This window comes from Mesorhizobium sp. C277A (assembly GCF_040324395.1).
In the GTDB taxonomy this organism is placed as follows: domain Bacteria; phylum Pseudomonadota; class Alphaproteobacteria; order Rhizobiales; family Rhizobiaceae; genus Mesorhizobium.
Genome location: NZ_JAMYVW010000004.1, coordinates 117889 through 130656, shown reverse-complemented (window position 1 = coordinate 130656; position 12768 = coordinate 117889). Strand labels below are relative to the sequence as shown.

General features: G+C 58.3%; 6 protein-coding genes and 3 pseudogenes. 4 read left to right on the top strand and 5 right to left on the bottom strand.

All coding sequences use genetic code 11. The annotated features are described in order from the left end of the window. Positions 1–500: 500 nt before the first annotated feature. The 3 genes from NKK52_RS30235 to NKK52_RS30225 all read right to left on the bottom strand — a co-directional run bounded on the left by NKK52_RS30235 (position 501) and on the right by NKK52_RS30225 (position 3508). Positions 501–1790, bottom strand: a complete 1290-nt coding sequence (locus tag NKK52_RS30235; RefSeq protein ID WP_031204256.1) for an ArgE/DapE family deacylase — start codon at positions 1788–1790, stop codon at positions 501–503. 91 nt (positions 1791–1881) lie between these two features. Then, positions 1882–2955: an NAD(P)H-dependent amine dehydrogenase family protein gene (locus tag NKK52_RS30230; RefSeq protein WP_156939292.1), complete on the bottom strand. Its 1074-nt coding sequence runs from the start codon at positions 2953–2955 to the stop codon at positions 1882–1884. A gap of 64 nt (positions 2956–3019) precedes the next feature. Next, positions 3020–3508: a 2,4'-dihydroxyacetophenone dioxygenase family protein gene (locus tag NKK52_RS30225; protein ID WP_033000473.1), complete on the bottom strand. Its 489-nt coding sequence runs from the start codon at positions 3506–3508 to the stop codon at positions 3020–3022. Positions 3509–4337: 829 nt separating this feature from the next. Here NKK52_RS30225 and NKK52_RS30220 point away from each other — a divergent pair. Further along, positions 4338–4859 (top strand): transposase, encoded by a 522-nt coding sequence (locus NKK52_RS30220; protein WP_023684950.1) that lies wholly within the window; start codon positions 4338–4340, stop codon positions 4857–4859. Beyond that, entirely contained in the window at positions 4859–5458 is a 600-nt protein-coding gene (locus tag NKK52_RS30215; RefSeq protein ID WP_198031525.1) for an integrase core domain-containing protein, read from the top strand. Before NKK52_RS30220 ends, NKK52_RS30215 begins: the two co-directional genes overlap by 1 nt. Positions 5459–6332: 874 nt before the next feature. On the opposite strand, the gene NKK52_RS30210 is transcribed toward NKK52_RS30215, so the two are convergent. Then, positions 6333–10652, bottom strand: a complete 4320-nt coding sequence (locus NKK52_RS30210; protein WP_198031527.1) for an amino acid adenylation domain-containing protein — start codon at positions 10650–10652, stop codon at positions 6333–6335. A 665-nt stretch (positions 10653–11317) separates the two neighbouring features. Here NKK52_RS30210 and NKK52_RS30205 point away from each other — a divergent pair. After that, positions 11318–11444 (top strand): annotated as a pseudogene (locus NKK52_RS30205) (IS6 family transposase); the annotation flags it as partial. A gap of 118 nt (positions 11445–11562) precedes the next feature. Here the strand turns inward: NKK52_RS30205 and NKK52_RS32300 are convergent. Continuing rightward, positions 11563–12294, bottom strand: a pseudogene (locus NKK52_RS32300) (ATP-binding protein). Between NKK52_RS32300 and NKK52_RS30190 the strand changes: the two are divergent. After that, a pseudogene (locus NKK52_RS30190) lies at positions 12245–12744 on the top strand (IS6 family transposase); the annotation flags it as partial. The pseudogenes NKK52_RS32300 and NKK52_RS30190 overlap by 50 nt on opposite strands. Between the last annotated feature and the right edge of the window lie 24 nt (positions 12745–12768).

Below are 12768 nucleotides of genomic sequence, written 5' to 3'. Positions count from 1 at the left end.
ACCGGCAGCTTACCTCTCCCTCCTGAGTTCGAGACCCAATGCCCGCAGTCCGTCCTGTCGGCCGAGTTTCGGGTCGGGATGACTGTCCCCACTTCGCAGAGCTGCGCTCGCAAGTACCGGTCGCCGCGGCGAGGTATAGCCATCATTGCCGTCTTCTCCCGATTGGGGAGCGCAGGTCGTGGCCGCGGATCTGGTTTGAGAGTTTGGTCGTGATCCTGAGCACCGGGGCGTGCCGCCACAAGGGCGCCGAGACGTTGCCTTTCACCGCTCGAGTTCTGATCGATTTGATACGTTCGGCCTGTTTTGCGGAGCGGTCGTTCCACTGCCCCTGATGGAAATCCGCGAACAAGATCCCTGATCACGTCAAAAGCTTTTGCCAACGGGGGCGTCCACATACGACGAAATGAGCTGCAGGTGATTCTGGCGGCCTCTGTGCGCAGGTAGTAATTATGGGGGGATCAGATGACGCAGGTTCCCAAGCCCTCATCTTCTACTGACGCTTAAGGTCCGTCGTTTGACAGGCCGCACCATTCTGCCAAGAACAAGGCCATGGTTTTTGTCACACGCTTGACCGACTCTAAGTCGACGCGCTCATCAAAACCATGTGCCTTTTCCACCGTCGGCCCGTAATTTACGCCCCACGTATCTTGGTAGAGGTTGAAGTACCGAGTATCTGAAGATGCAGATGTCACAACCTCACGCATCTTCGTGCCGGTGATTTTCGCGTGGGCTCGTCGGAGGATGTCTTCCGGGACTTCAGCATGTTTTACGAAATAGCCAGCCGACATGTGTCCAAAGTATTCGATCACAGGCGGGTTGTTCGACAGGTATGGATCATCCCGGCTCGCGTTTCTAACAGCGTCTTCTAATTCGCGGCGGGCCTCCTCCTGAGTGAAGCCGGGCATCAGCCCAACCCGCACATTCAGCGCTGCACTCGCGGGTACGCTAGATGTCCACTCCCCACCGTGAATCTCTCCGATATTGACGCGAACCGGGAAAGGGTGGTCACAGTATAGGGGAACTTCGCTCTTCCGGTCGTTCCACTTGGCCTCGAGTGCTTTGATATGCGGCCACAGCGCCATTGCCTTCTCGATGGCGTTTGTCCCTACTCCAATAAACCCGGAAGCGTGCTCTGGATCCCCTTTAACGAAGATGCGCGCCCATATCAGCCCGACCTCGCCGCGGGTGAACAATTCTCCACTTGGCTCCGGTATAAATGCTGCATCGGCGCGATACCCCCGTTGGAGGCAGGCGAGTGTGCCGTTCCCTGTGCTTTCTTCCTCAACGACCGACTGAAAGTGAATTCGCCCTTGCGGCGAGTATCCACTTTTCCTGACGGCGTCGAAGGCAAAAAGGGTTGCCGCCAGCCCCGATTTCATGTCCCCCGATCCGCGACCATACAACCATTTTCCGTCGATCTTGGGCTGGAATGGACCAAAACGCCATCTATCAGCGGAACCTGTAGGGACCACGTCAACGTGGCCGTTAAAAACGAGCGAGCGCCCTTGTTCTTTCGTCGGGCGATATGTGCCGACTACGTTGAACGCCTGATCATAAGAGGTGGCGACCGGACTAAACCCCTGGAGATCCTTTAGTTCATCGACATCTAGCCTCCATCTATCGACATCGAGTCCTCGCCCTCGCATCGCGTCAGCCATGAGATCTTGAGCCGTGGCTTCCTGCCCTCGCAGCGAGGGTATGCCCACCAAAGCTTGTGTAAATTGAACTTGCTTTTCGAAGTCACTATCGACTGCCGTGCAAATGTCGCTCACTACTTTATCAGCTAACAAAACTAGTCTCCTCCCTCTAGGGTATCGCGACTGCAGCGGAGATATCCACGGCATCCCGGTCCTATTTCCTCAAGGCCGTTCCCCAATGGGTTCAATAAACCGGTTCGCCAGTATTTCTGAGAACGATCGTGTTCGTTTGAATGGTGGCTGCATGATTTTCCGACTTCGGCCAGATCGAAGGTGTGCGCAACTGTTGCGAGGTGTAAAACCCTGGCGCAGCATCGAGCAATCTCGGTATCGTGTTGACGGCAACGGCAGCTGTACCAAGTCCACCACGCTGAGAGATCTGCTCTTTGACTACCAAGTCCACCGAGGGGCTACCGGTAATGCGGACGCTATCTCCCAAGGGTTCATCTCGATCGTCGGGATCCAGTATGCCGACCATTACAAAACGGAGCCTTTCATGGCCCTTGGAGAGGCCAACCACCGATTGGCGGAAGCCGCAAACCCGACCCGGCTCGATTTCGATATATGACGTACGGCGGTGGCGCAAAGTAACTATCGCCGATTTGGTTTGCTGGAGCTCGTCAACCTCAAGACCCATTGAAACTGCGACCATGCCAGCCGTTTCTAATAGCCCGATATGGCCAATTGCGCCCTCTTTGGCTCCCAAAGCGAATTCGGATTCGGTCAATCCTGCCCCAATGTGCTTCATCTCGTCTGGCCCGTAGGGAGAAAAGTCTACGATGCGCCGCCCATCTACTCGGTTCACCTCCCAGCAAGGCAAGGACGCCGAGATTGGGAGAAGGTCGAGTATGAATCCGGGATTGATACCTACAGCGGTAACGCGTGCACCTGCCGTCTTCGCCTGACGATCGATCTCCTCTGCTATGCCGACATTGGAACCAAGAGGGAAGAACAGCTCTTGCGTTATAGTGACAACGTTAATGCCTCTTGCGATCAACGATTTGATAACAGGATATGCCTCGGCTGCGAAAGCGGTCGTGGCGTGCAGAGCAATATCGGCCTTCATTTGATTTGTCGTCTCCGGAGGCGACACCTGGATGCCGGTGAGAGCCGGTTCCTGAAGCAGGTCACCAAGATCACGGCCGATTTTGTTTCGATCGTTGTCAACCACGCCGACGATGGTTACGTCGCTGCGTCTCGCGAGCAGGCGAAGCATCAACCCGCCCATTGCTCCTACGCCATATTGAATAATTCTCATTTTAATTGCTTCCAGTTGGGATTGGTGTTGGCGATCGCCTATTCGGCAGACGGGATGGGAGTTGCTAACGAAGAAATTGCTCTACGTAGCCAGCACTTCGACCGAGCGCTTTGTAGTGACGCGTGGCGGCAGAGATTTTGGTGAAAACGTCCTCGTATCCCAAAGCCACGCCCTGAGGATCAACGTAGACGTAGCCGCCACTTACATGGAATAGCGTAATCATCTCGCTGCAATCGTCAGGCACTACGAGCGTGTGCGTCTCGCCCGGCGGTTCAAAAGCATAGTCGCCAGCCTTGGCGATCCAATCGTGTTCCAGATAATGCCACGTTCCTCGAAGTGTTACCGCATGAACCGGACCACTGTGGCGGTGCCGAGAAAGAACTCCGGATTTCGTGACTCGGAGTAAATTAACGTAGTATCCCTCGCTAACGGAAAGCAGAAGCGGTTTGAACCAGACGCCGTCAGCCTGGGGGACCCATGCATCTTGGTCCGCATCCAAATCAAGGGCTCCGGACAAGAATAAGTCGGGACGGATGGCCGGCGGTTGGGGCATCTGGTACGGTTCTTTTGAGAAATCGAGTGCATCATTCACGACATGCCTCCATTTAAGACGAAGCAGGAAAGATCTCTGCCTCTGCGGGTCCCATGCTTCCGGCATCTGCCTTTCAGCGCTTCGAGACGCGACGTCATGAAAACCTCCTATGTGCAACGATGATGGACGCCAGCATCGTGCAACGAAAGCAAGGCGACAACTCCTTAGCGAGCGCGCGTTCAATATACTCACCTGCTGGGCAGCTTTGTAAAATGGTCGGCCAGGTGCCAAGACGTTAATTAACGTAGAAGGTGATGTTGCCGCTCGATCATAACTGGCTCTGTTCTCCTTGTGGTCCGTTCTGGAAAGAGGACTGAAACGTTCGGGGTACGGCCGCGCAGCTCGTGTGCGGCCGGTGCTCGTTATATAACATGCCGACAGAACGCGCACGGGATCGCGGAGCACGAGCTTTTTTACCCGCGGCATCCTTGGGCCGGGAGCCTGGCCCATATCTCTGTTTCGGGATCCGATCGGTGGCTGGAGGTTCCAGCTTGGATGTTTGTGGGGCACTAGAGTGCCGCCTGGCAAGTTGGCGCCGCCCCCCGTGTCGACATTGCTGCGTTTCGCGCCGTGGCGACGCTGCTGCAGGATGTAGCACCCGCATCGGGTACCCCATCGTGAATGCCACATTAGTGCGCAGCATTGGGCTTTCGGGGAGATGTCCATGCCGCGCCAGCTCGCGGCACTGTGAATCGGCGTGCACAAAATTGAATGGAGTGCGCCCCTCGGACCGGACAGGGTGAACTAGCAGAATTGACTTGGAAGCCGGGGTTTCGGAGGATGGAAGCCCATGGTGACTTATCGCACGCACAGCATCGAGTTCAAACGTCAGGTGGTGCAGGAGTTCCCGTCCGGCGAGACGCTGCATGGTCTCGCCAGGCGGTATGAACTAGCGCGTAACCTGATCCGCATCTGGGTTCAGAAATACGAGTCCGGCTCCTTCGACGAAGACGTGGCGGCGGCCGACACGATGCAGACCTATGAGGCGCGGATCGCAGCGCTGGAGCGGCTGGTAGGCCGGCAAGCCTTGGAAATTGAGTTTCAAAAGGGGGGCTCTGAAAAGCGGACCACGTCCGAGAAGCGGGACTACATCCGTGATCACCGGCCCCGCGGTGTCTCGATCGCTGAAGGATGCCGGCTGATGGGGATCGCGCGATCAACCTACTACGATCAGCCCGAAACCGCGGTGGATGACACAGCGCTCGTCGAGTCCATGGGTGAGATCTCCGACAGCTTCGAAGCTTACGGCTCTCGCCGCATGCAGGCGGCGCTGCGGCAGCGCGGCATCGTCGTCAACCACAAGAAGGTATGATGCGCGAGCACGATCTGCAACCCAGGATCAGGCGGCGCTTCATCGCCACTACGGACAGCGATCACGAGTTGCCGATCTTCCCGAACCTGTCGAAGAACGTGACACCCGACGGGCCGAACCAGCTCTGGGTGAGGGACATAACATACGTGACGATTGCGGCGGGCTTTCTACGTCGCGGTCATCTTGGATGCCTGGTCACGCAAGGTCGTTGGTTATGCCAACTGTCGGTCGATCGACACGCGCTTGACCGTTGCAGCATTGAAGGCGGCATCGAACGACGAAAACCCCCGCCGGGCTGCGTCCATCACTCGGACCGAGGGTGGCAATATGCCGCACTCCTCTACCGCAACGTTCTCGCCGAGCACGATCTTATTGGATCGATGGGCCGGCGCGGCAATCCCTACGATAATGCGAAAGCGGAAAGCTTCATGAAGACCATGAAGGTCGAAGCCGTCTATCCGATGGCCTACGAAACCTTCGCCGACGTCGCTGAGGACCTTCCCCGCTTCATTGATGAGGTTTACAATACCCGCCGATTGCACTCAGCGCGCTCGGCTATCTCAGCCCGCAACAGTTCGAGGACCAACACGCCCGGCTGATGGTCAAAACTGCGGCTTGACCCTGTCCGGTCCGAGGGGCGCACTCCATAAGCTGGGGAATCGGCGTCCAATTTTTGACCCCTGATGCTTTGATTTGCGACCACCAGCTCGTCGTGGCGAGCGGACGGCGTGGAAATAAAGTCGGTGGATACCAATTGCCCGGGTTCGGCGCGCCTTCCATGGGCAGGGGATGGTCGCTCAATTTCCCGACGTCTGAATGGTGAGCGCAAATCTCGTTGCGGCCGTATGGTTCGCAAATCTCTCGAGCCGGCCATTACGCAGGTGGCGATTGACCAGTCTCGACCGACCCCATTGTCAGAACGATCCCGTCGATTGCCGCGCGGTATACCTACGTATTTCAGACTTTCAGACGGTCGTGAGCACGGATTTGACCGGATGGCGAGCACGGAATTCACGGCATCATAAGCAATGATTTTGCGGGATCGTGAGCAGCGATTTAAGACGATCATGAGCAGCTTTTCGAAGGTGCTGGACGCTCCGGCCCAACTCAGCCAGTGTACAGGATGACTCGTTCAAAAGGAGGAAGGCTGCGCTCCCTATGGAGCAGCTAGGCGACACCTCAGGAGGAGCTTGATCTCAACGAAGCCCAATCAGAGAACCCTGCTAGAGGGGCTGGCGCTTGAGACCTGGAACAAGCGCGGCGGCGAGCCACTTCGCCTGGCTCATTTCGATGACGGCGATGATCGTGTGTTATCCTGCTCCAGAGAGGTGAGGGACTGGCTCTCGTCAAAAGATTGCGACATGGGGCGCTCCTTCTGATGGTGATCTTGGAGCGCCGGAGGACGCCACACGCTCGCCGCTCTCCCCATAGCATCTACTCAGCAGGGGGCAGGCAAGAGCGTCATCGTCACCCTTACTCAGCGTGTGTTGTCGGCAAACTGTTTAAGGCTTTTGATAAACCGCGTGCCAGAATTTTGCGGTTTTCTGGGTAGGTCATAATCGTGTTGTGATTGCCTGGAACTGGAACTGCATGGATGGCCGCCACACTCAAAATGCGGTCCCAGCCTCGCGTGAGCGATGTTGCCTCTGGGCCAATTGAGCTCTCGGCGAGTCTCATACTACGGCTGAGGGGATCAGCTGCATAAAACTGATGTATCTCAATTGGTAGGAACGGAACTCGATACGATTGTAGTGCCCTGTGAAAATAGGCACACCTCAAGGCGTCATCGTAAAAATCGCGTTGTGGAACGATTGCCCCAATTTGCTGCGCCTTCTCGAGCAATTGGGCAGCTGAGCTTTTACTAGCAAATTCATCCAACACTTCAGACTTATCATCATCTAATGACCCACGATATTCAAAGATCATCTCTGCTACAGCTTGTGCATCCGAGATGTTCGATAACGTTGAAGGTGGCGTTACATCAATGAAGGCCATGAATGGTACGATTTCCCCGCAACTTAACATATGTTTGGCAAGCGCATAAGCCAAGATTGCCCCTGATGAGTACCCAGCAAACCGGTATGGGCCCAGTGGCTGGATCTCTCTGATAGCAATGATTACCTCCGCGGCTATCGCCTCAAGAGTTGGTGAGCCAAGGTCATTGAAGGGCGGCCATGGCAGAGCGTAGACGGGACAGTCTATGTTCATTTCCTTTACCAAACTGGTGACATAGGAACAATCGCCCCAACCGTCGGGAACAAAGAAGAGCGGCGGTTGAGATCCCGCCGCACGAATGGGTAGAATGCCACGTCTATGACGGTGAAAGTCAATTTCGACTTTTGATGCAAGCTCCTTCAGGACAGGAGCATGAAAGAGATCAGCCGAGCTAAACTTCAGTCCAAGATCTGGCGCTCGGCTGAGTAGCTGCACCCCCAAGAGCGAGTCGCCGCCGAGCTCGAAGAAGTGGTCATGGCGTCCGACGCGCTGGACACCTAGAAGCTCCGCCCAGATCTGTGCCAGCGCCGTCTCGATCTCGCCGCGCGGCGCCTCATAGGCCGCCCGCGCATAGGCGTCGTCGGCCGGCGAAGGCAGTGCCTTGCGGTCGAGCTTGCCGTTCGGCGTCAACGGCAGCGCCTCGATCCGCACGTACGCAGCCGGCACCATGTAGTCCGGCAGCCGCCCGCTCACATGCGCGCGCAAGGCGGCGGCAAGCCCGCCTCCATCGTCCTCGTCCGAGCCGGCATTGGGTCCACACACCACATAGGCGACAAGCTGCTTGTCGCCGGCGCGGTCCTCGTGCGCCACTACCGCCGCCTCACGCACCCGGTCGTGCTCACAAAGCCGCGTGGCGATCTCGCCCGGCTCGATGCGGAAGCCGCGGATCTTCACCTGGTCGTCATTGCGGCCGAGGAACTCCAGATTGCCGTCCGGCAGATAACGCGCCAGGTCGCCGGTCCGGTACATCCGCGCGCCTGCCCCATCGCTGAACGGATCGGCCAGAAACCGCTCCGCCGTCAGCTCGGGGCGGTTCAGGTAGCCACGCGCAACACCTGCCCCGCCAATGTAAAGCTCACCCACAGCCCCAAACGGCACGGGCGCACCTTGACCGTCCAGAAGATACACCCGCGTGTTCGCTATCGGACGCCCGATCGGCACAACTGGCCTGTCTAATCCAGCGGAATACACCCAGGCTGTCGCGTCAATCGTTGCCTCACTAGGCCCATAGAGATTGACAAGTGGCCGCGATGCCAATTGCAGCCATTTAGCTACATGCTCATTCCGGAGCGGCTCTCCGCCGCAGAATGTGTAACGTAAACTACGGACTTGGTTGGGATGAACGTCATCACCCGTTGTCAATGCCGAAAGCAGCGACGGAACCAACTGAAGTACTGTCACCCGATACTTATTTACTATATCCAGAATTGCTCGGACATCTAATTGGCTGTCGAAGGGGAGAAGAGTTAATTGGGCCCCAATCGACAAGGCTGTCCATAGCTCCCAAACCGCGGCATCAAAAGAGGGGGAGGTTCGCTGCAAGAAAATGTCGTGGGCAGCAAGCCGGAATCGATCCGCCTGCCAAGTTGTGTGATTCACCACCCCCCGGTGCTCGACCATGACGCCCTTTGGGGTTCCGGTTGAGCCTGAGGTGTAGATCACATAGGCGAGATGGCGCGCGGTGAGGCCAAGGGTGCGCGGGTCCGGGTTCGAGGCCGGCAACTCGGCCCAGGCCGGGGTCGCCGTATCCAGATCGACCACGCTGACATCGTCCAGCGCCTCGGCCCCGAGTGCGGTTCGGCCGGCCGCATCGCAAAGCAGCAGCCGCGGCGCGGCATCGTCGACAACCTGCCGCAGCCGCGCGCACGGATAGGCCGGGTCCAGCGGCAGATAGGCGCCCCCAGCCTTCAGGATCGCTAAAAGCCCCACCATCATGGCCGGGCTGCGCTCCAAGCAGATCGCCACCGGCTGGTCCGGCTTCACCCCAAGCGCCATCAGATGACGGGCCAGGCGGTTGGCCCGCGCGTTGAGCTCGCCATAGCTTACGCGCTCATCTTCGCAGACCACCGCCACCGCCTCCGGCGCCTTTTGCACCTGCGCCTCGAACAGCTCGTGGATGCACCGCTCCGAAGGATAGGCCGCCGCCGTCCGGTTCAACTGCTCCAGTAGATACGTGCGTTCGTCGGCCGGTAGGATGTCGATGCGGCCGACCGGCTGCCCCGCATCGGCCATCACACCATGCAACAAAGTTTGCAAATGCTGGGTGATGCTGTCGATCTGCTTCGGCGCTAATCGAGTGGCATCAAAATGCCAGCGAAAGCTCCCATCCAGAGCGCAAACCTCAAAGGTCAGCAAATTGCCGCATAGGGCTGGGCCAGCTCTGCGGCCCGTCTTCGGATCGCCAGCGACGGAACAGCTGTCCGTCGTGATTGCGATGCCAATCGGCCAGGGCTGGCGTAACCGTAGCGCCTCCACACCTCGCAATGTCGGGCAGCGCGCGACAAGATCCCGGGCAAAGCTGCCGTGCGCCCTCAGCTGGGCGAATTCGACCGCGGCCGTTTTGCGCATTTCTTCAAAGTCATGTGCTAGGTCAATGGTAACTTGCATCGGGACGACAGAGGCGATCAACACCTCTACCGCTTTGGAGCCAGCTTGCGATCCATCCGATGCAGGCGTCCATCCCAGTTGCAGCTCTGTCTCTCCCGTGATGCGGGCGAGATAGATCAGCCAAGCCGTTACCAAATAGTCCGAGCGATCGAGTGGCGACAGTTTAGCCAAAGCATTTGCAATGAACCACGAACTCGACTGCCATCTGGGTGGCGCCTCAGCCACGGACGACGATAGGTAAGGAGGATGCAATAGTCTAAACTGCTCCAGCCGCTGTCGCCAGAAATCCTCTGAAGGCGCTATCTCCTCATGTGCAGCCGTCAGGCTCCGCGCCTGTTCATCGCTCAAGGTCGGAAGGCGACTGCCTTCATCCAGATTGGAGTGCCTGGCGAGGGCTCGCGCGTCCAGCACCTGGCCATCGGGGCCGCCAAAGCAAACTTCGAGATCTTCTGTACCCGTCGCCACACGCCAATGGCTGGAGTGGACTTCAAGCAGGGAGCCGGCCGGAACTTCCGAGCGTCGAGCCGACACCTCCAGGCGTCTGACTGTGGCAGCCTCATCGCCTACGAGAGCCTTGGGCAGACACATTGGATTGGAATGGAACGGGCCAAAGTCTAGGGCACGGATCATCGCTGACAACTCTTGCGCGGATCGATCCCATCGCAGACAGCCCGCAGCATCGGGGCGTCGACGTTTCGGAAAATAGCTTCTGTTCTCCAGCGCCTGCGGATAGGCCGTAAGCTTCCCGTTCTCGAGGCCAGTCAAGAGCTCGCGGAAGCCCTCGATTGCGGCTTCATAACATTTAAGGTTCAGGGTCAGCGCCGTGTCGGTTGGACCAATCAGCACTTGGCGCTGAACCACGACGTCACCCGTATCAACACCATCATCGATCCGATGCCAGGTGACGCCGTGTTCGGTTTCCCGCGCCAGAAGCGCCCAGGACGTCACGTGCGTGCCTGCATATCGTGGCAACGGACCGTCATGGTAGTTGTAAGCACCTCGTCGCGCTCGCCCAAACACGTCCGGTGGCAACATAAGCGGATTGGCAACGGAGAAAATGCAATCCACCGGCTCGGTGTTCAGGAACGTCGAGAGCTCTTCAACAGTCGCAATGCACAAGATGTTGGCGCGAGCCGCCCAATCCGCGAATATCGCGTCACTACACAGGGCCGCAGCAATGACGTGGCCCATCTCCATTGCCAGCTGAACGCAACTGATTGCGAGCGTACCACTGCCAACAAAGACGCTGGAGGAGATTGACTGGGCTGCAGATTGCCTATCCCGACCGTCTGGTTCGCATGCACTTCCGCACGCCGGAGAGGACCGAGGTGCCATCTTCACCTTTCCAGCAGTCCACCCAGGAGGCCCGGACAGTGCACGCCCTAGGCGCCGCGCCACGTAGCGGCCCGCACTAATGATACTAGTTCGGATTTGCTCGGGGGTAACCGCGCCAACAGTCCCTTGTGTAATATGGCGTGCATTGACGGTAACGAAACTTTTGCGAGCAGCCAGATCTTCCAAATGTCCCCGGCAAGCCCCTCGGTCTTCAAGTAGCGTCTCCGGCAATATCGCAGCTGCCACCTTTACCTCGCCTGAGTTTCGGGTCAGGGTGTCCATCGGACGACTTCTCCTTGGCTATGCCTTTGTAGAGGATGACGCATGTACCGTGCCAACGGAGAAATCGTTCCGAAGCAATATGATAGCCCAACACTGCTATGTTACTTGGCCCACAGTCGTCGGATATAGGACAATTGAGCGCTGGCAATTGGCCGTTCAATTGCGGATCGCCCCCAAGCGTCTGCCCGGCGTTATCAACTTAACTCGCGTTCAGTGATTTGCGGCATGGACCCGATGGCATGAACACCGGGACCGTCAGCTACAAGCGCCAACGTTTTCCGCCGCAGATCATCGCCAATGCAGTCCGGCTCTACTGACAGGCTCCCCTTGAGCTTGCGTATGGTCGAGGAAATGCTGCTAGCGCGGGATCGTCGTTTCACTAAGTCGCGGACAGCAGGATGGGGTCGGTCCTCGGTTGCCTGGTCGAACTCATTAGCGATTGATTTTGCCGTATTTCGGCGTTGGTCAAGAGCGGCGGTGTTTTTTACTCTCTCATGCTGTCGTCTTCGAGGGTGAGGCGATGGGCGTTGTGGATCATCCGGTCGAGAATGGTGTCGGCCATTGTCAGTTGGCCGATCGGCGCATGCCACTGGGCGATCGGCAGTTGCACGGTGATCAGCGTCGATTTCCGGCGATAGCGTTCCTCGAAGATTTCCAGCAGATCGAGACGCTGCTGGTCGGTCAGGCTGTGGGTGCCCCAGTCGTCAAGGATGAGCAGTTGCACCCGAGCCAGCTTGTCGATGAGACGGGGAAAGCGGCCATCGAGGCGCGCCACGGCGAAATCTTCGAACAGACGCGGCATGCGCAGGTAGAGCACGGAATGGTCGAGCCGGGCGGCCTGACGAAGGTGCAGGCCGGCCAGGTCGTTCCGGTGCCGGTCTGCCCGGTGATGATGAGATTTTCATGCGCCTTCAGCCAGGCGCCTTGGGCCAGCGACAGCGTATTGCGCCGGTCGAGCCCGCGATGCGCGGCGAAGTCGATGTTCTCGATGCAGGCGTCGACAAAGCACAGCCTGGCAACGGCGAGACGGTTGGTCAGCCGCTTGTCGGCACCCATGGGGGCTTCACGATCGAGCATCAGGCCAAGCCATTCGTCGCGACTGAGATCGTCGGCGTTGCTCTGGTCGGCCAGGTCCGGAGGCGGAGGCCATCCCGCCAAGGCCGAGGCGCAAGACGCCAAGTCCCCGCGACGTCTGGCACCTGGATGAGGTCGTCATCACCATCTCCGGCCCGAAGCATTAGCTGTGGCGGGCGGTCTATCAGGACGATACGTGCTCGATGACATCGTCCAGACGCGCTGCAACACCAAGGCGGCCAAGCGTTTGCTGAAGCGTCTGTTGAAGAAGCAGGGCAGCCCCCGCCGGATGATCACCGATTAGGTCGGCTGTTATGCCGCCGCCCATCGCCAGATCATGCCGCCGGCCGCGCACTGCTCGCACAAAGGTCTGAATAATCGGGCGGAGAATTCTCATCTGCCCCTGCGGGGGCGAGAGCGGGCGATGTAGGGCTTTCGATCGCCTGGAGGCCTGCAGCGGTTCACCTCAGTGTTCTCCGCGGTCAGGAACCTCTTCGTTCCACCTCGCTCCCACCGCTCTGCCTTTGCTACCCGCCTTCACCGCTTGAAGACCATGGCAGAGTGGAAAGTCGCGGCGAATGTCGCCGCTTGAACCTGTCAGTCGGCCGACTCTGTC